The following is an 18,712-nucleotide window of genomic DNA, read 5'->3' on the forward strand; positions in this document are numbered from 1 at the left end:
CTGATGCTGTTCACAATACTGTTTTCGGGTCAGATCACTGTGCCGCCATTGGGTCACATGGCGCTGTTTTTGTTCGGGGGTGTATCGGTTACGGCGCATGATGGGCTCTCCAAATGAAAAATCAGAAGCCGTAGCGTGCATGAGCTGAATGGACGGAACAAGGTGAGATCACCGGACGGTTACAAGGCACCGAAATTTTTGAAGGGCCTGTGGGTTATCAAGGAGGGGTATATCTAGGTGGGCAAGATAAAATGCAAATCTTTATTAAAGAACCTTGGAAAATAGATGGCGTCAAGGTATTACAAGATTGGCCTTTGAGGTAATACATGGATTCTATTGAACGATCAGAAAAATTAAGAGCCCTCTTTTTTTCACTATGGGAAATTATGCGTGATAACGGTGGAGGAAATTGGATAAGGGGTATTGAGAACATAATTGCGTTGCTGACACCCCCAACGTATGGAGGTGTGAACGATGCAAGAGCTGCGATTGAAGATGCCCGCCATGCATATAGTTCTATGTTCAGAGGCTATGGTGGTTTTTCTGAATATTTTATCTGGAGAGATGATTTTAATGAACGAGTTAAAGCTAATGATGCATTAGATAAAATAAAAAACGATATCAATGAAATGCTTAATTAAGATAGAGCCGGAAAGATCCCTGTGATCTTCCGGCTTTGTTCTTTTTTAGAGCCGCTCAGTCCCTGCCCTTAGTTGCTGTTGTAATTACCTATTAGCTCCCGCATTCTCAGCTTAATTTCACTGAGCTGCTCTTGCTGGCGCTGGTACTGTTGTTTAGTAACCGTCCGGTGATCTCACCTTGTTCCGTCCATTCAGCTCATGCACGCTACGGCTTCTGATTTTTCATTTGGAGAGCCCATCATGCGCCGTAACCGATACACCCCCGAACAAAAACAGCGCCATGTGACCCAATGGCGGCACAGTGATCTGACCCGAAAACAGTATTGTGAATGTAACCGTCCGGTAATCTCACCTCGCTTTATCAGATAAGAACGAAGTGAGACTACCAAATGCTTACATTCATCGTTCTTCTATCCTCAGTTCAAACACCATCCCCACCATGACCTCCTGATTGACCTGGATATTTTCCATCCCCGCCATTGGGACAATCGCTATCAGGTACTCCGTTTTGACCCGGTTTTCCATTTAATGCTGCACAATCAGTGAGTTTTGTCATGTTTGTTTTTTCGTGGAGTTACTTTTAGTCTCAGCATGTCATGATGAAAAAGGAAAACTTAATAGGGATGCGGCGATAATGATTTTGCTGAGTTTCATTTGAATTTCTCCCACAAGATATTACAAAAATGAAATAACTTAACTTATTAAATTACTGACTCAATCCCCCCAACACGCCACGTATGGGTGTATGCTGTTTAATCAGCTCCTGCAAAACTTCTTTTAATAGCTGGCTTTTACTATCGCCCAATGGCTCCAGCACACTTTTTTCATGCAATTCAGCCTCAACCAGCAACCCTGCTACCACGTTTTTTCCTGTTTCAGTCAGGCGTACCAATGTCACACGGCGATCATGACCCCCATTGGAAAAACGCACGACATACCCCTGTAATTCCAAACGCTGTAAGACGCGGGTAATCGTCGGCTGTTTACTGACCGTTTTCTGCGCCAACAAACTGATACCAATCGGGCCACTTCCTGCCAATGTCGATAGCACCCGCCACTCCAGCACTGACAACCCTTGCGCTTCAACGATGTCATGGAATTCAGAAGAGACTAGCATCCATGCCTGCCCAAGCAAGGCTGGCAAGTAATTGTCAACAAACACTTTTGAATCTGGCATAAGTTGAACAACCTTTTTATCTCAGGAAGTTTTTTTGTCTTCCAATACTAAAAGGTTCACCCATGAAAAACACGCCCACAACAGCCATTCAGTCAATATTTTCCTGATAATAGTGAGCCAGCTCCCGGAACGGATGTATTTAGCCCAAGCTGTTTCAGTATCATGTAGGTTGTCGCCACAGATGAAGACATAACCGGCAATCCCACCCGATCTTCGATCAGCGGTACTGACGCCAGGGAAGGCATTTGTACACATGCGGAAGCAACAATCACGTCCACATTGCTGTTCAACCGTTTGGTAATCTCCACGGGAGCGAGGGGATCTTGCCGCCCAACATCAAGGTTATCGGGGATCTCCAGCGAAATGCTGTCGATCACTTCAATTCCCTCATTTTCAATATAATCAATGACTAACTGAGTCAGTGGCTTCATATAAGGTGTTAATATGGAGATCCGTTTCGCCCCCAAAGCATGTAACCCATCCACCAGCGCACCTGCGCTGGTCACAACCGGCGCCGGATAGCCATTTTCCGCTGTCCGCAGATGGAGCCGTTTTTCAGAGCTCCGATGATACCCCTTTCCCATGCTCATAATCGCCACTAAACAGGCATATCCCAGCACATCGACCGCCGCATCTGACAGTTCAAGTGCACAGCGATCACTGTCGGCATCCATTGCCGCGAGTTCCGTTTGGGTGACCGTTTTCATTCTCATGCGGCTGGAATGAAAGGTAAAACGTTCGGGGCTTATCGCTTCACGGGCACGCAGGATAGCAGGGATTTCTGTTTCCATTGTCGTATTTGAAGAAGGCACAATCAGCCCGACCCGAAAATGCTGCGTTTCATTCATGGAAGATCCTCCGGTGTGAGATCGCCCCAATCCGCCTCTGCCTGGGATCTGGCCTGATCGGATGGCAGATCAGCAAACCGGATCGCAGTCAGCGGGCGACGATTCACTTTGAGATCGAAAATATCAAATCGATTGTAATGCCCGGTGATATCGTGCATCTGGCGAGGCTGGATACAGCGGTTCAAGTCAATATCGGCATAAACGATCCCCTCTTTATCAATCAGGGGAGTGCCAATCACACGTCCATCTGGCCCGATGAACCCGGTAAATGCACTATTAGTGCGCGCCAACAACGCCTCAGCCTCAGGATGGCTGGCTGACATGGCGTTGATAATTTCCGGTGAAATCGTGGAGCAGGAAACGATGGTAAACACCTTGCCCTCAAAACAGTGAGCCGCTGCGCGTAAACGGATCGCCTCCGCCATGTCATAATCCGGCGGGGCAACAGGCAGGGAAATATAGCTGGCGACATGGACCAATTCCCCCTGAGACAACAGGGAAAAACGGGCCAACGTATTGGTATTTTCACCACAGGCCAACACGCCCAGTGGCCCGATACTGGTATCATGCACTTTTAACGCAGACGCATCGCCATTCGCCCAGGTCAACTTCTCCGCCCAGGTCGGCACCAGCTTGCGATGTCGCCCCAGAATTTGCCCTTCATCAGAAAGGGTCACCAAGGTGTTATAAAGTGTTGCGATACCCTTGGGATTGCGTTCATTGACCCCAATCACAACATTGATGTGATGACGTGCCGCCACCTGTGCGATTTTGTTGATCTCCGGCCCCGGTACTTCAATGGCCGATTTGCACAGTTTTTCAAACCACGAGCTACCTTGTATCGGGTTCATTACCCAATTCCAGTAAGGATACCCAGAAACAAACACTTCGGGAAAAGCCACCAAACTGGCTCCCTTATCTGCGGCTTCCTGGATCAAGCGACAAACGAGATCAACCGTTGCCTCCGTATCCAGAAAGATGGGGGCAGCCTGTACCGCAGCCGCCTTGAACTTGGGAAGTTTCAGCATTATCGGGCTCCTGTTTTATCTATTTTGGATTTACACCGCAACCACGGGGTGACGTAAATCACCAATCTTTTCAAGGTGCGCTTCAACCACATCCCCAGGCCATAGCCATTCCTGGGGAGCACGCCCCGCCCCAACACCTTCCGGCGTGCCTGTGGCAATGATATCCCCCGGCTCCAGCGTGATGCCTTTGCTAATATCTGCAATCAGGGTATTGACCTTGAACAACATATGGCGGGTATTGGAATCCTGTTTGGTCACCCCATTGACTTTCAGGCTCAGCGCCAGATTCTGGGGATTGGGAATTTCATCCGCGGTGACAATGCAAGGTCCAAAAGGTGCATAGGTATCCTGCCCCTTGGAGTAGATCCACTGACCAGCTCGGCGGCAATCACGGGCGCTCATGTCGATAAGCAGGCTATAGCCAAACACATATTTCAATGCCTCCGCTTCCGATACGCCTTTGGCGCGCGTTCCGATAATAACCGCCAGTTCCACTTCCCAATCCAATTGCTGGGTGATCGCACTGTTATGTTCAATCGCCTCGCCAGGGCCAATGATCGTCGTTGGCGGCTTGGAGAAAATAACCGGTTCTTTGGGCAGATCTTTTGCCGTATCCAGCGAGCGGCTGGACTCAGCCACATGCTCAACATAGTTCAGGCCGATCCCAAAGATATTTTTCCGCGGGCGAGGGATCGGGGCAAGAATGTTCACATCCTGCAATGGCTGTGAAACCCCCGTAGGCCACAATCCCTTGAACGAATCTAACAGCGCTGTTGTGCTGCTTATCGCCAACGGCCCCAGCTCAATAAACTCCAGCATGTTATCCGGCAATTTTTTCCCAGCATGAACAGCCAGTTTTGCCAGATCGACGACGTGATTATTGACAATTGCCCCTAAACGCGCGGCAGCCGTTACTTCTGAACGGTAAGTGATTAAACGCATCTCTTATCCTCTCACTTGTTGGTGCCCATCGTTATCAGTCAGGGCTTCTTCGTAATACAATTGCAATGCCTGCATCACGGGTAGGTCGTTGAAGCAGAACAGGCAAGCATCATCTGTTTGCGAGGTATTCACATGCTCATGAAATGCCCATGATGGTACGCAGAAAATATCCCGCTCCTGCCAATCAAACCGTTGGCCATCAATCACGGAATAGCCTTGCCCTTTCGCCACTTGGTAGATGAAACTGCCAGTATGACGATGTGCCTTGCCAACAAAGCCCGGACGCAGCAACTGCATACTGGCACCCAGGGTTGCCATGACATGACCACCGGTGAGGGGATTGGTGTAATGCATCAGCGTGTCATCGAAGGGTGATCCATCCGAGACGCGGGCGTAACGCTGCAAGGCTTCATAAGTGGGTCCCCATTGGTATCTGAACAAGGGAGAATAGGGTTTATCCCAGCCAACATTTTGTGGACGCAAGGCAGGCGCCCCCCAGAGCGCAATGGCAGCATTCACCGGTTCAGTCACCGCCTGGCGTAAGTCAGGATGAACCTTATAAAACCCCGCCTCCAATACGTTAACCAGGGGGATATCCAGGCCATCCTGCCAGATACATTGCGATCCCGTAGGTTCAACGCCATGTTCATGCCAGGTGCCATTGGGGGTTAAGACGAAATCATTCGCTTCCAGCAACAACTTCTGCCCATCAACAATGGTGTAAGCACCACGCCCTTCCATGATAAAACGCAGGGCAGAAGAGGAGTGGGCATGTGCCGATGCCGCTTCGCCTGGCCGCATGGTCTGGAGACCGGAATAGAGCAAGCCAACCGCGGTTGACGCTTGTGGATCGCCGGAGTTGTTCAGGTAGACCACACGGCGCCCGGCTTTTTCCGGTGTGACTAAATCAGCCGATTTGATAACGTGCTCACGCAGCTCACGGTAACGCCAAAGTACCGGAACCGAAGCGGACTTAGGTTGCCAGGGTTCTATTTTGTTGGCGATTGTCCAAAGTGCCCCTGTCCGGTATTTTCTCAACTCCCGGTAATACGCCAACAGCTCAGGGCTATCGGCAACGTTGGCACGGCCATTAATCTCTTCCCGGTATTGATCATGGGCCTGGATATTTTCTTGTTGAGACATGGATATCTCCTATACGGATAGCGGTAAAGTGACTAACTGTTTTTACCGAAGGGTTTTTTAATAAATTTGTTTTTTAATAAGCTGCGCCTTGCCGTAAAGATAAGGTTTCGGCCAATCAATCCCTGTCCAGCCATATCTGGCACATTCATGCAGTAGCCAGGCCGCATTGGCTAAAAATGGGCGGGATAAGGCACAGAGATCAGCACGCCCCGACGCGATAATGCCGTTGATTTGATCCGCATCGGTAATCGCACCGACAGCAATTACCGGCACGTTTCCTTCATTACGAATGCGATCCGCCATCGGAGTCTGGTACATTCGCCCGTAAACCGGTTGCTGCTCAGCAGAAACTTCGCCGGTGGAACAATCCACCATATCCACCCCGGCTTCATAGAAACGACGGGCAATTTCTACGCCTTCATCAACCGTCGTGCCTCCTTCCACCCAATCCGTCGCAGAAATGCGCACAGAAATGGGCAAATCAGCCGGCCAAACTTCACGTACAGCTTCAAAGACGGCCAACGGGAAGCGAAGTCGGTTTTCCAGCGAGCCACCGTATTCGTCATCGCGCTGGTTCGTCAGCGGGGAGATAAAACTGGAAAGCAGGTAACCGTGCGCGGCCTGGATCTCCAGCCAGTCAAAGCCGGCTTGCATGGCACGCTGGGTTGCTGCGACAAATTGCGCAATAATCTCTTGCATTTGTGCCTGAGTCAGCGCGGCCGGCACGGGTGAAATCCCCGCTAAATAGGGCAGTGCCGAAGCGGAAACCAAGGGCCAGTTGCCCGCAGGCAAAGGGTGATCCGCGTGTTCCCAGCCTAGTTGGGTTGAGCCCCGCCGCCCGGCATGCCCCAATTGCACTCCGACCAAGGTGTCAGAATGCTGATGGACAAAATCGGTGATCGTCTTCCACGCCTGTACCTGTTGATCGTTCCACAATCCCGTACAAGCCGGGGTGACGCGCGCTTGTGGAGAAATTGCCGTCATTTCAGCGATCATCAAACCGGCTCCGCCCAATGCCCTGCTGCCAAGATGAACCAGATGGAATGGTCCCGGTACACCTTCTTCTGCGCTATACAACAGGGTAGGCGAGATAACGACCCGATTTTTCAAAGTCACGCCCCGTACCTGATAAGGCGTCAGCAACGGTGGGGTGAGCGGTGAGAGGGGGTTAATTCTTTGGGCAAACCCGCGTTCATAATTTTCCAGCCATGCCCTGTCCCTCAAGCGCAAGTTTTCATGGGAAATGCGCTGTGAACGTGTCAGCAGTGAATACGCGAATTGTTCCGGCGAAAAACGTTCATAGCGGGCGACATTTTCGAACCACTCCGTTGAATTGCGGGCGGCATTTTGGATTTTCAGCACTTCGACACTCCGCGATTGCTGATAATCGGCTAAACCCGACCGCCAATCCCCCTGATGAATTTTCAGGCTATTGGCCAGTTCAATCGCGTCTTCCAATGCCAATTTTGTACCGGAGCCGATGGAAAAATGGGCGGTATGGGCGGCATCCCCCATTAATACAAGCGGAATATTTTTGCCGTTATCACCCTCGGCTTTGATCCAGTGCACCCAATTCGCGCAAATGATGCGCGGGAAACGTATCCAAATGGCGGCACCACGTAAATGGGTGGCATTGGAGATTAATGGGTGTCCATCCAGCCACGGGGCGAAGAGTTTTTCACAATAGGCAATGCCCTCTTCTTGTGACATTTTGTCGATACCCGCCGCCAGCCAGGTTTCTTCCGTTGTCTCAACAATAAAAGTCGATAACCCTTCCTCAAATTGATAAGCGTGAACCTGAAACCAGCCATATTCGGTTTCAACAAACAAAAACGTGAATGCATCAAAGATCTTGCGCGTCCCTAACCAGACAAAACGGCAATGGCGTTGATCGATATCGGGCCGGAAAAAATCGGCATAACGGGTGCGGATCTGGCTATTGATGCCATCAGATGCGATCAGCAAATCCGCTTGATATTGGCGGGCAATCTCCTGTTCATCCTCAACCTGGGTTTCAAACAGCAGCTCAACCCCAACTTCCTGGCAGCGATCTTGCAAAATATTCAGGAGCTTTTTACGGCCAATACCAATAAAACCATGACCGCCACTACGATTTACCGTTTCCTTGAAGTGGATATCAATATTATCCCAACGGCTAAATTCCGCGCTGATCGTGTTAGCTGACACCGGATCAGCCAGGTGCAGGTTTTCCAGCGTGGCATCCGAAAACACCACGCCCCAACCAAACGTGTCATAAGGCCGATTGCGCTCGATCACCACGACGCGATTATCCGGATTTTGCAGTTTCATCAGCAGACCGAAATACAAGCCAGCCGGTCCACCGCCAATACAGACGATATTCTTACCCGTTACGGTCATTGCATTTTTACTGATAACTGCATTCTTACCTCTTACATTCATATTTTTCTCCTGCCGCACGATATCTACCCCATGCGATAACCCAGCTACAGTGCCTGTTTAACTGACTAAGGCATCAGTTCAGTTAACGCATAGTAAAACTCATCGGGTATGGGGATAGCTTGATGGGTATCCAGTGAAGTCGTGACATAAGTCTGAGTGGCACTCATCCTCAACTCACCTTCTTTGCTGACGCAGCGCTGGAGCAGCGTCAATGATTTTTTGCCAATTTTCTCAACATTTAATTCCAGCCAAACCTGATCCCCCATCCGGCTAATGGCCTTAAATTCCGCCTCCAGATGAACGGTTGGCAGTCCAAAACGGTGTTTGGCGATGTAGCTGGCATATCCCATTGGCGTTAATTCATCGAACCAATCTTCCAGCAAGTTATTGAACATCACGAAATACTGGGGATAAAAGACGATCCCCGCCGGATCACATTCGGAAAAGCGGATCTTATGGGGCTGTATAAATCTAAGCAGACTCATTGCGGGTTCCTTAGGATAAGTTCTTTAATATAAAGAGAGACGTCGTTGGCACTCACGTAATCGATCACCCTGCTCATCCGCCAATGCCGCTTCACACAGTTGCCGCAGGCTGGAGGGGGATAAATCATGCGGATGGTGGTCAACAATCCTCATCAGGGTTTGAAAATGGCTCAAACCACGGGATTGCGTTTCGCCATATCCCTTGAGCAAGCGCTGGCATTGAGCGATGGCCAAAGCCAGTTCGGGATCACGCTTTGCCGCGATTCCAATGCGCCGCAGCCACGCTTCAATGCGTACCGTTTCATGCTGAAAGCGCAGCGTATGGCGGCGCATGTGGCGCCAACTCGCCAGCAGATAAAGCAACGAATATCCCCGAAGAGAGCTGGTGGTAATGACACGCCCACGGCTGAATAATTTTGCCAATACACGATGAAAAAAATGGGGACGGGACAACCAGCGCCCGATATTGGCAGGCAAGGTGTCACAGATTTCTTCCATCCTGGGATGCAGAAAGTCATTGATCTCGACAAATTGATCGCCCTTCACCCGCATTTCTTGGCTAACACGTTCGAACCGCCCGGCACGGATTTTGAGATCCGCCACCCGCATGGTGTCTTCGTACGCCATCCACAGCGCCAAATGACGGGCGGTTTCACGCAATAATGGCTCCTCAGGCTTGACGATTTGCTCGATCAGGTGTTGCAGTCGATCAAGATACAGGCGGGCGTAAGCGAGATCCTGATAATCAATCAGCCGCTTGATACCTTCAATCACAATGTCATGGATACTGGAAGGGAACGTCTGCCGGAGATGCAATAGCAGGGCATTCACCTTGTTGTTGTGGGAGATCCGGCTATGGGAGATCCGGCTGTGGGAGAACCGGCTGTGGGAAAGATGACGTCTCTTGGGCGGAACAGGGGTTTCTGGCGCGATGTTTAATTCTGCCGCCAACTGTACCTGACTCACTCCCAGATTAAAGGCTTGCAAGCTGGGTTTGATCCCCACTTTTTTCTTGATGATCGCCGCCTCAAACTGGTTACGGCTGAAGGGTAAAGCCGCCGTGCCACACAATGCACCAAACAAGACGGCACTGATCACGCTATGACTTTTCTCTGCCATCTTCGCCATATCAAAATGGATAAAGCGCAAAGCAGCCTGGCGGCATTGCCGGATCAGCACCTTGTTATTGACCCGCCCATCCCCCATTGCCGAACGCTCTGCCATCGAAAACACCCGATGGCTTGACGCGATCAGTGTCGTGCGATCAGGGGTGGCAAAACCGCGTTGGACAGCACGGCCGGCTTCCATCAATTCAGAAGCCAGCACAATATCCACATCACCGGCCGTCGGCATCAGTGCCAGCACCGGGGCTAAAACGTTCGGATCATCAGCACCAGGAAATAACTCAACATAATAAATGGTGGCTCCTGTTCGCTGGGCGACGCCAGGGACTGACGTCGTTTGGGCAAAATAGCCATTCTCTTCCCCCAACGTCACGATCCAATCGGCCAGTACGCCCCCCCCTTCACCGCCCATCGCCAGAATGGCAATTTTGATCGGCTGTTTGGGTGAGTTCATGAGCGGGGAGTGGGTGGATAATGACATAGACATGACTCCTTATTAAAAATCATATTGCTGACGCCGTCTGGCATCACGACGTTGCACATAACCGATGAGTCTTTTGCGAATAGGGTGAAGCCACCGCTCCCAACGATTGGGGTTGGTAATGATCCGTGCCTTAAAAAAAGAGGGACACAGCACTGCCGCATGGGATAATTCCCCGCACAACCCACAGCCCACACAACTACTTAATACCGTTGTGACCGGATCGGTGCGTAAGGGATCAGGATTCGGCTTAATCGACAGGGAAGGACAGCCGGACAAGCGGATACAGGAGTGATCGCCCGTGCAGGTATCAGGATCAACGCCAAACTGCTCACGGACGACCCGCTTTCCTGCCGCAATTGCCCCTTTCGTCTTTACCTTCTCGCGCCGCTGTTTATTCAACATGCACTCACTTTGCGCGACCAGGACTTTTGGCCCCGGTTCGCCGGTTGTCAGCGCCTCACGCAACGTTTTGATCATCGCCTTGAGATCGTAAGTCCGCTTGATCTTACGTACCCATTTCACGCCAACCCCTTTGACCGCTTTTTCAATGTCATGGCCGGTACTGCGGTGGGGATTCAGCGCGGTTGAAGAGGGAATATCCTGCCCGCCGGTCGCGGAAGTGTAGCTGTTGTCCACAATAATGGTCAGGTTGTCGCTGCGGTTAAAAACACTGTTCGCGATGCCGCTGGTTAAGCCGTTGTGCCAAAATCCCCCATCCCCCATCACTGAGATTGCCCGCTTATTCGTCAGCGACGTATTCAGTGCGGCCGCACTCGCAGCCCCCAATCCATATCCCATTGTGGTATTGCCCAAATTAAAGGGGGGCAAAATGGCAAATAAGTGACAACCTATATCGGCACTGACATGGTGTTGCCCCAACTCCCGTTCGAGCAACTTCATCGCCGTAAAGATTGGGCGTTCCGGGCAGCCGGTACAAAATCCGGGGGGACGGGCATGAACCGCCTCTTCCAGTGGATCTGGTGGCGCGGCATTGATATTGCGTGCCTGATCCTTATTTTCCTCGCTCGGTAAAGTGACGGCGGGAATGCGCACCTGACAGGCAGACACCGCACTTTCCGCCGCAATTTTACCGTAACGTTCAAGGAAAGCCCGGAGTCCTGCTAACACGGTTGCCGTATTGTATTCTCCCGCCATTGGCAATAAATCCTTGCCATGTAACCGGGTCGCTATCTCACGCTGGCGCAAAATATTCGCGACATTCTGCTCCACAAAATTGGGCTGGCCTTCTTCCAGCACTAAAATCCCCCGCTTGCCACGGCAAAAACGTTCAAACTCGTCGTCAATCAATGGATAGGCGACATTCATGACATACAGCGGGATTTGGCTATTGCCAAAAACATCCGCCAGGCCAAGTAAATTCAGGGCGCGGATCACGGTGTTATAGCATCCACCTTGCAGGGCAAGGCCAACATCGTCAGCTTGTTCGGCGAAAAACTCATTCAAGGCGTGCTGCTGGATAAAACGCACGGCCGCCGGCCAGCGATCCTGGATTTTTTCTTTCTCATGCAAAAAGCTGGCGGGAGGCAGCACGATACGGCTGAGATCGCGCGCCGGATTTTCCAGCGCATCTTTAATCATGAACGTGGATGCGCGATTTTTCTCACACACAAACTGGCCATGCACATGGCAGGCACGAATGCGCACCTGTAACATCACCGGCGTATTGCTGGCTTCCGACAGCTCAAAACCGGTCTTCACCGCCTGTACAATCGAGGACAAGTTAGGGCGTGGATCGAGCAACCAGATCTGGGATTTCATCGCGAAAGCATGGCTACGCTCCTGCATGATGGAAGAGCCTTCACCATAATCTTCACCGACGATAATCAGGGCGCCGCCCACCACGCCGCCCGATGCCAGATTTGCCAACGCATCCGAGGCAACATTTGTACCCGCCGTCGATTTAAACGTGATGGCGCCACGCAGTGGATAATTAACGGAAGCGGCCAATGTCGCAGCAGCAGTAGCTTCGCTGGCACTGTTTTCAAAGCGAATGCCATATTCAGATAAGATATCCTGTGCATCCAGCAGCACATCCATCAGATGGGAAATCGGCGCCCCCTGATAGCCCGCCACATACGCCACACCGGATTCCAGCAGGGCTTTGGTGACGGCCAGTATGCCTTCACCCCTGAAAATCTCGCCCTGATCCAAACGTAGCTTTTTCACTTCCTCGACAAATGATCGCTCAGCCATGCTCACCTCATCGTGTTCGCCTTACGCTTTTTCGTTATCCCTTATGTAATTCGGCGATGAGTTAACGGTCAATGCATGATTTGTCATGTAATTGGGATTTATGCAGTGTTTGGATAAAGCGTGCAGCAAGCGGATAAATTTGGGGTAGGGGTGGGGAGGAAATGTGGCCGTTCAAGATCCGCTATCGTTGTGAAAAATCATTTTTGTTCACAACAAGGTTAGCCAGACATTTAGCAAGATACGCAGTGACCACCATAAATATATTCATAATCATATATATTTCATTTAAGCAACATGTGGATACTGTTATCAGACAATAGAATAAGGACAAGACGAATACTGTTATTTTTAATTAAGTTATTTCATTAACCATCTTAAAAATATCCCAAATAATCAAAACAGGGAATAAGAACGTTATTAGCGGGATATCTCACACATTATAACAATTATGTGACTGGATAGAGGTATCTGAAATTATGAGCAATTCGTGGTCTAGCGACTATTCTGGAACCCAAAATTATTCTGGAAATAAAGGCACTGAGCAAACAAGCCCTGCTCTAAAGCACATTGGCTCAGGAAGAACAGAATCAAGGTATTCAACTTCAAACTGCGCAGATCCCAAATACGCCGTGACGAAAATTGGGGTGCATTTCAATTCCCCGAAACATCTGCTTTTTTCATCCAACGATCTTGATGAAGTTAAATCGATGGTCGGGCGGGTCATGCAGCCCCACCAGCTAACGATATTGGGCAACAATCAAAAATTGGATGCGAGGATGCACTATATTCCACTGGGGGATATTTCCATCAGCCGGCTACGTTACGGCGCCAACGTTGCAATCACGCCAGGAGAATTGAATGCGTTCTTTCTCGTCCAGATGCCACTGGCAGGCTGCGCGGGTATTGAAAGCGGGGAGCAGTGCCTTGATTCCACGCCTCATCTGGCTTCCATCCTCAGCCCAGACCAACCCACCGCCATGCGCTGGAATGCCGATAACGACCAGTTTATGGTCAGGATTTCCCGTTCCTTGCTGGAGAGAACCCTGGTCGGGCAATTGGGGCATCCTCTGGATCAACCGCTGGTCTTTGAGCTGGGATTTGAATGGCAACGCTGTCAGGCCTGGCGCTGTTTGATGCCCTATCTTCTGGAATGTACCACGCAGGTGCCGGATATCTTGCAACACAAGCTGATCACCAGCCAGATAGAGCAATTAATTTCCGTTACCCTGCTCTCCACCCATCAGCATAATTACAGTGAAACCCCCGCCAACCGCCGATGCTCTATTCGACCGCGGCATGTACGGCGAGTGCAGGAGTATTTGCAGGCTCACGCCCACGAACCCATCACCGTGGAACAGCTTGCCCAAGTGGCAGGGGTCAGCTTGCGCAGCCTCTACGCCGGCTTTCGGGCGTTCCTGAATATCAGCCCGATGCAATACTTACGTGACCTGCGTATGGAACATGTCCGCACGGAGCTATTGGCCGGCGAAGCTACCAGTGTCACCGGCGTCGCCCTGCGTTGGGGATTCGCCCATATGGGACGCTTTAGCGCAGAATATAAAGCCCGTTATGGTGAGACGCCAAGTGAAAGCCTGAAACGTGGGTGAAGCATTGCTTTCATATTTTCATATCTCCTCAGAAATATTCAGCCTATCGCCGCCCCTGGTGACATCCCAAACTCACCCATTCAAAAATCATAAAATGATTTCACGACAACGAAAAACATTAGGTTGAATACCCTGATGGTGATTAATATCGTAAAAAACAGACCCTACACATTTAAAAAGGACATCATGTATGGATCTTCAAGCAGGACAGAATATCGTTTTATCTAAAACTTTGCTTCGAATCACCCTCTCTTACCCAACAACCCCTTCTTTTCGCAGTGAAGTCGATACCTCCGCTTTTCTATTGAATGCGAATGGGAAAGTCAGGGGAGATAGTGACTTCTATTTTTACAATCATCCCACCGCCGCAGATCACAGCCTGGTGTTGGAAACCGCTCACCAAAGCAGCACGATCACCGTGGATCTGACCAAAATGGCGGCCAGTGTGAGCAAAATGGCGATCACGCTGGTGATCGATGGCCCAGATTCAGTCGCTGGTCTTCAACAGTTGAAATTTGACATGCAAGATGTTGCCACCTTTACGGTTTCAACCGCAGGCAGAACGGAAAAGGCCATGATTATTGCGGAAATTTATCGACATTCCGGTAGCTGGAAACTCCGTGCCCTCGGCCAAGGGTTCAATGGTGGGCTGGAGCCTCTGGCGGTGAATTTTGGGGTTGATGTGGAACAACCGGTATCCCCAACTCGCCTCACTATCAGCCTTGAGAAAAAACTCCAGGATAAAGCACCACGCCTCGTCAACCTTGCCAAGAATGCCACCGTCAGCTTGAGTAAACATAACCTGCAATCCATCAAAGCCAGGGTGGCATTTGTGCTTGATGCTTCAGGATCAATGAAAGGCCAATTCAAGAAGGGATATGTTCAGGCAGTCCTGGATCGTATTGCGGTATTGGCCGCGCAATTTGACGATGACGGCTCCATGGATGTCTGGGGTTTTGCCGATAAGCACAAAAAATATCAGGACGTCACCCTTGATAATCTTGATGACTATGTCCATGCAATCCAAACCACGATGAAACGCTCCAGATGGGAAATTCTCCCCGGCCTGGGTGCGACAAACAATGAACCACCCGTCATGGAAGATATTATCGACTATTTTAAAGACAGTGACCTCCCTGTCTATATCGTGTTTATTACAGACGGGGGGATCAGCAAGACTCGTCAAATTAAGGAGGCCATCCGACGTTCAGCAAATTATCCTATTTTTTGGAAGTTTGTTGGCCTGGGGGGAGCGTATTATGGCGTACTCGAAAAACTCGATAACTTTACCGATCGTCGTCTGGATAACACCCATTTCTTCGCCATCGACAATTTTGCCACGGTAAAAGATGAGGTGCTGTACGATTTATTGTTAACCGAATTTAAAGAGTGGCTAGATATTGCGGCGGCTGAACAGATCCTGTCGTGATAAATAACGGTCAGCGCCCCAATCGGGGCGCTGGAATTTATCCCAATATTTCATAAAGTCTCTCAATTTCCTTTTTCCAACTTGCCTGATTTTGGGGTTTCTGGTGCTTCGGTTTTCTTGCCAAATCCTGCGCCAGATTTTGCTCCAATACCACAATACGTTGCAGGATCGCTTCCTCATCTGCCAATACTTGTGGTTCATCAGGCGCGCTTTCCTGAACTTTAATCACCTCTTTTGGATATAGGGTCACATTTTCATTCAGAAACTGGTAATACCCTTCGCTGGATGTCACTTCTTCCAGTTTGCCATTTTTAATCAGCCAAAAACGATTGGCGACGTTATCAATAAATACCCTGTCATGCGAAGTGATGAATATCGTCATTCCGTTATTCATTAATTCATTCTCTAATTCCATTTTGCCAAAAATATCCAGATGGTTTGTTGGCTCATCAAGGATCAGGAAATTGTGCTTATTTAATTTCAAGATCAAAAACATTAATCTGGAACGTTCTCCACCACTTAATCGCCCCACCCGTTGATGAAAATCCGCATATTGAAAGCCTGTCGCAATTAATTGTTGTTTACAGGTAATATCATCAATGTTCGGCGTGTTATTTTTGACCGCATCGAAGATGGATTCGTTCAGCGAAATTTTTTCCAATTCCTGATCGAGATAACCCATATTACACTGCGGGGAGAAGGTGATATTCCCGGTATCATAGGCCGAAGTCGCCAATTCTCCATTATTCACATTTCTGGCCTTGTTATAGGCATCAACAAGCGTATGGATCAAGGTGGATTTCCCGACACCATTATCACCGAGCAGGGCAATCCTGTCGCCTGGCCGGATATACAAGCCATTCATTGAAAATAAAGAATTAAACTGCCTATTTTGGTGATAGCCAATCCATTTTTCCCCAATTTGCAGCATATTTTTCGATTTGATCGTGTCGGCATCCAACGATAATCGATAGGTTTCCCCTTCGGTTATTTGGGTTTTACTCTTTTCGAGTTTTTCCGCCCGTTTTTCCATCGATTTGGCTTGTCTGGCTAATTTTTCGTTATCGTGGAGTTTTCCCCACAATGCCAGACGCTTGGCACTTTCCTGTATGCGTTGAATATTCTTTTCTTCCGCTTTCAAACGTAAAGCGTCCGCTTCATCTTTTTCCTGCAAAGCCATAAATGCCTGACTGAATGGCAGGGAAAATGTTATCAATTGTTGGTCACGCAAGAAAATCGTTTGGTTGGTGACGTTATCCAGAAAGTTTCGATCGTGGGAAACGATAATAAACGCGCTCTTTAGGCTTTTATTAAAGAAATCCTCGAAAAATTTCAGGGTATTGGCGTCCAAATGGTTACTGGGTTCGTCAAATAAAATGATATCGGGTTCCACGGCCACACTCATGGCAAACATCAATTTTGTTTTTTGCCCACCACTGAGATCAGCCACTTTCGTCGTAAAGTCAGCATCCTGAAAGCCAAAATCATAAAGCAGGGATACCGCTTTATAATCACCATATTCATCGATTTGTTTGACTTTCTGGGAAATAGAGTCAAGCAAGGTCATCTCAAGTAATGCGTCATCAATAAACTGGGAAACCATCTCCAACCTCAAACCATTGGCATATTCAATGACGCCATCATCCGGCTTTTCAATACCCGCCAATAATTTCAGTAAATGGGTTTTTCCCGTGCCGTTATAACCAACCAACGCAATTTTGTCGTTTTCTTTAATCGTTATAGAGAGGTTATTAAATAATGGTTTTGAATGAATGCTAAAGTTAACCTTATTACACTGAATCAGCGTTGACATTTTTATGTCCCTATCATAAGACTTTTATTAATCTCAGGATGATGATTTTCAGTCAAAACTTATATATTCAAAGAACGGTTGGGTCAAGTTGTTACCCGAATAAATGGAGATATCACCACGGTATTTTAGTGTATTAATGTCATTATTTACTCGATTAATTAATTGATAAAAATAAACGCCGCGCATATTAATGGGCGGCGTTTATTTCTTATTGGTAACCGTACCATTTTATTTCCCCGCTGCGCGGGGAGATATAAAACGCATCTTGAAAGGCGATGGGTATATACGCATTAAACTTCAAGTTGCAATTTACAACACGATATGAAACCTGATTTCTCCCCGCGAAGCGGGGAGAAATCACACGCATCTTGAAGTTAGATTGGTATAGTTCACTTCCTTAAAATGGAATGGCCGCTTTAACGAAAATTTGGGAACCCGCTGGGCGATGGCTGACGATAAAGTCTTTTTGCCATTTCAACGTCACCAGCCAGCCTTTATCATTGGCATAGCGAAGGGAGGGACCCAAACCCACCGCGCTGGCTTTACCTCCGGCTGAGTTTGTCCCACTATCATTGGTAACCTGCTGGAAGACATAACCGCCAACGCCTACGACAAAACCATTGCCAAATCCCCACCCCAGCGCATAATCCGCATGCAGTGCCTGACCAGAGGTCGTCTTGGTGGCTTTGTTGCGGAAGTTGACATCATACATCACTTTTAAATCGGCATTGATGCCGTAAGCCGGAAAATAGCTGATCGCCCCAACCGGTTGGGCTGTCCAATAATTTTTTCCCAGGTTGGCAAGATCGTGGCGGTTATAGTGGCCTGTTGGTGCGTTAACATTCACGCCAATAACATAAGCTAAATCCGGTGCGGGGTGGTAACCCAAAGCAGGACCCAAGGTGATATCCCCGATCCCCTTGCTGTTGCTGTGTTTGCCAGCGGCATCAGCGGTAACATCCAATAACGGCACGATCGCATGGTAAGCCAGTTGGCCGCCAAAAACCTGTTTTTCCGTCACCCAGACCAGCCGAGGGGCAAGGACGTTGACGTTGACTTTAAAACCCGGAACCGGGATCACATCGCCATGCGCGCCCTTAAGTTTGTTGTAGTGAATATTGCCACCATAAAACAGGGCGTGAATGCCCGCTGGCGGTAACGCACCGGAGAGATAGTTATCCAGCCCATCGGGATAGGCTCCAACTCCTCCTTCTGTCGCCATCGCGCCATGACTGACCATCGCCAGACCACCGGGCAGTGATAAAAGCGCAACATAAATGAGTTGTCTGAATTTTGACGTCATAAAATTTTCCTCTCTGTAAGAGATGAATTGATAAAAAATGAAAGGATTGGCTA

The 18,712-nt window shown here is 49.2% G+C and carries 16 protein-coding genes; 4 read left to right on the forward strand and 12 right to left on the reverse strand.

Going from position 1 to position 18,712, the window contains the following annotated elements:
- The first annotated feature begins 326 nt into the window (after window positions 1–326).
- Together Xkoz_RS12740 and Xkoz_RS24090 are read left to right on the forward strand one after the other, a co-directional pair.
- Window positions 327–641: a hypothetical protein gene (locus tag Xkoz_RS12740; protein ID WP_099142524.1), complete on the forward strand. Its 315-nt coding sequence runs from the start codon at window positions 327–329 to the stop codon at window positions 639–641.
- A gap of 240 nt (window positions 642–881) precedes the next feature.
- A complete protein-coding gene (locus tag Xkoz_RS24090; RefSeq protein ID WP_279627408.1) occupies window positions 882–1,010 on the forward strand; it encodes a hypothetical protein in 129 nt (42 codons plus the stop codon).
- A gap of 30 nt (window positions 1,011–1,040) precedes the next feature.
- Here Xkoz_RS24090 and Xkoz_RS24095 read toward each other — a convergent pair whose 3' ends face one another.
- The 10 genes from Xkoz_RS24095 to Xkoz_RS12785 all read right to left on the reverse strand — a co-directional run bounded on the left by Xkoz_RS24095 (window position 1,041) and on the right by Xkoz_RS12785 (window position 12,507).
- A complete protein-coding gene (locus Xkoz_RS24095; protein ID WP_279627409.1) occupies window positions 1,041–1,166 on the reverse strand; it encodes a hypothetical protein in 126 nt (41 codons plus the stop codon).
- Window positions 1,167–1,347: 181 nt separating this feature from the next.
- A complete protein-coding gene (locus tag Xkoz_RS12745; protein ID WP_099142525.1) occupies window positions 1,348–1,818 on the reverse strand; it encodes a MarR family winged helix-turn-helix transcriptional regulator in 471 nt (156 codons plus the stop codon).
- A gap of 92 nt (window positions 1,819–1,910) precedes the next feature.
- Window positions 1,911–2,666, reverse strand: a complete 756-nt coding sequence (locus Xkoz_RS12750; protein ID WP_099142526.1) for a maleate cis-trans isomerase family protein — start codon at window positions 2,664–2,666, stop codon at window positions 1,911–1,913.
- A complete protein-coding gene (locus Xkoz_RS12755; RefSeq protein WP_099142527.1) occupies window positions 2,663–3,694 on the reverse strand; it encodes a carbon-nitrogen hydrolase family protein in 1,032 nt (343 codons plus the stop codon). The genes Xkoz_RS12750 and Xkoz_RS12755 overlap by 4 nt, the downstream gene beginning before the upstream one ends.
- A gap of 30 nt (window positions 3,695–3,724) precedes the next feature.
- Window positions 3,725–4,636, reverse strand: coding sequence for a fumarylacetoacetate hydrolase family protein (locus Xkoz_RS12760; protein ID WP_099142528.1), 912 nt, complete (start codon window positions 4,634–4,636; stop codon window positions 3,725–3,727).
- Window positions 4,637–4,639: 3 nt separating this feature from the next.
- On the reverse strand, window positions 4,640–5,779 hold the full coding sequence (locus Xkoz_RS12765; protein ID WP_099142529.1) for a cupin domain-containing protein: 1,140 nt from the start codon (window positions 5,777–5,779) through the stop codon (window positions 4,640–4,642).
- A 57-nt stretch (window positions 5,780–5,836) separates the two neighbouring features.
- Complete coding sequence (locus Xkoz_RS12770; RefSeq protein WP_244183473.1) at window positions 5,837–8,200, reverse strand: bifunctional salicylyl-CoA 5-hydroxylase/oxidoreductase; 2,364 nt, start codon at window positions 8,198–8,200, stop codon at window positions 5,837–5,839.
- A 65-nt stretch (window positions 8,201–8,265) separates the two neighbouring features.
- Complete coding sequence (locus Xkoz_RS12775) at window positions 8,266–8,685, reverse strand: acyl-CoA thioesterase (protein WP_099142530.1); 420 nt, start codon at window positions 8,683–8,685, stop codon at window positions 8,266–8,268.
- A 24-nt stretch (window positions 8,686–8,709) separates the two neighbouring features.
- Window positions 8,710–10,290 carry an indolepyruvate oxidoreductase subunit beta family protein gene (locus tag Xkoz_RS12780; RefSeq protein ID WP_244183474.1) on the reverse strand — a complete coding sequence of 527 codons (1,581 nt, stop codon included), beginning with the start codon at window positions 10,288–10,290 and terminating at the stop codon, window positions 8,710–8,712.
- A gap of 15 nt (window positions 10,291–10,305) precedes the next feature.
- Window positions 10,306–12,507: a thiamine pyrophosphate-dependent enzyme gene (locus Xkoz_RS12785; protein ID WP_099142531.1), complete on the reverse strand. Its 2,202-nt coding sequence runs from the start codon at window positions 12,505–12,507 to the stop codon at window positions 10,306–10,308.
- A gap of 476 nt (window positions 12,508–12,983) precedes the next feature.
- On the opposite strand from Xkoz_RS12785, the gene Xkoz_RS12790 reads away from it, so the two are divergent.
- Window positions 12,984–14,114: an AraC family transcriptional regulator gene (locus Xkoz_RS12790; RefSeq protein WP_099142532.1), complete on the forward strand. Its 1,131-nt coding sequence runs from the start codon at window positions 12,984–12,986 to the stop codon at window positions 14,112–14,114.
- 190 nt (window positions 14,115–14,304) lie between these two features.
- On the forward strand, window positions 14,305–15,543 hold the full coding sequence (locus tag Xkoz_RS12795; protein ID WP_099142533.1) for a VWA domain-containing protein: 1,239 nt from the start codon (window positions 14,305–14,307) through the stop codon (window positions 15,541–15,543).
- Window positions 15,544–15,580: 37 nt separating this feature from the next.
- Here Xkoz_RS12795 and Xkoz_RS12800 read toward each other — a convergent pair whose 3' ends face one another.
- Together Xkoz_RS12800 and Xkoz_RS12805 are read right to left on the reverse strand one after the other, a co-directional pair.
- Complete coding sequence (locus Xkoz_RS12800) at window positions 15,581–17,356, reverse strand: ABC-F family ATP-binding cassette domain-containing protein (RefSeq protein ID WP_099142534.1); 1,776 nt, start codon at window positions 17,354–17,356, stop codon at window positions 15,581–15,583.
- A gap of 397 nt (window positions 17,357–17,753) precedes the next feature.
- The gene (locus Xkoz_RS12805) at window positions 17,754–18,659 is read right to left on the reverse strand and encodes a SphA family protein (protein ID WP_208615265.1); all 906 of its coding nucleotides are present in this window, start codon (window positions 18,657–18,659) and stop codon (window positions 17,754–17,756) included.
- Window positions 18,660–18,712 lie beyond the last annotated feature (53 nt).

Origin of the sequence: Xenorhabdus kozodoii (assembly GCF_002632875.1) — a bacterium.
In the GTDB taxonomy this organism is placed as follows: domain Bacteria; phylum Pseudomonadota; class Gammaproteobacteria; order Enterobacterales; family Enterobacteriaceae; genus Xenorhabdus; species Xenorhabdus kozodoii.

Bases quoted from the DNA above. Each gene is read 5' to 3' on its own strand.
- Xkoz_RS12745 (WP_099142525.1), bottom strand. From the start codon at position 1,818: ATGCCAGATTCAAAAGTGTTTGTTGACAATTACTTGCCAGCCTTGCTT.
- Xkoz_RS12755 (WP_099142527.1), bottom strand. From the start codon at position 3,694: ATGCTGAAACTTCCCAAGTTCAAGGCGGCTGCGGTACAGGCTGCCCCC.
- Xkoz_RS12800 (WP_099142534.1), bottom strand. From the start codon at position 17,356: ATGTCAACGCTGATTCAGTGTAATAAGGTTAACTTTAGCATTCATTCA.
- Xkoz_RS12750 (WP_099142526.1), bottom strand. From the start codon at position 2,666: ATGAATGAAACGCAGCATTTTCGGGTCGGGCTGATTGTGCCTTCTTCA.
- Xkoz_RS12795 (WP_099142533.1), top strand. From the start codon at position 14,305: ATGGATCTTCAAGCAGGACAGAATATCGTTTTATCTAAAACTTTGCTT.
- Xkoz_RS12770 (WP_244183473.1), bottom strand. From the start codon at position 8,200: ATGAATGTAAGAGGTAAGAATGCAGTTATCAGTAAAAATGCAATGACC.
- Xkoz_RS12785 (WP_099142531.1), bottom strand. From the start codon at position 12,507: ATGGCTGAGCGATCATTTGTCGAGGAAGTGAAAAAGCTACGTTTGGAT.
- Xkoz_RS12775 (WP_099142530.1), bottom strand. From the start codon at position 8,685: ATGAGTCTGCTTAGATTTATACAGCCCCATAAGATCCGCTTTTCCGAA.
- Xkoz_RS12790 (WP_099142532.1), top strand. From the start codon at position 12,984: ATGAGCAATTCGTGGTCTAGCGACTATTCTGGAACCCAAAATTATTCT.
- Xkoz_RS12740 (WP_099142524.1), top strand. From the start codon at position 327: ATGGATTCTATTGAACGATCAGAAAAATTAAGAGCCCTCTTTTTTTCA.
- Xkoz_RS12760 (WP_099142528.1), bottom strand. From the start codon at position 4,636: ATGCGTTTAATCACTTACCGTTCAGAAGTAACGGCTGCCGCGCGTTTA.
- Xkoz_RS24095 (WP_279627409.1), bottom strand. From the start codon at position 1,166: ATGGAAAACCGGGTCAAAACGGAGTACCTGATAGCGATTGTCCCAATG.
- Xkoz_RS24090 (WP_279627408.1), top strand. From the start codon at position 882: ATGCGCCGTAACCGATACACCCCCGAACAAAAACAGCGCCATGTGACC.
- Xkoz_RS12780 (WP_244183474.1), bottom strand. From the start codon at position 10,290: ATGTCATTATCCACCCACTCCCCGCTCATGAACTCACCCAAACAGCCG.
- Xkoz_RS12805 (WP_208615265.1), bottom strand. From the start codon at position 18,659: ATGACGTCAAAATTCAGACAACTCATTTATGTTGCGCTTTTATCACTG.
- Xkoz_RS12765 (WP_099142529.1), bottom strand. From the start codon at position 5,779: ATGTCTCAACAAGAAAATATCCAGGCCCATGATCAATACCGGGAAGAG.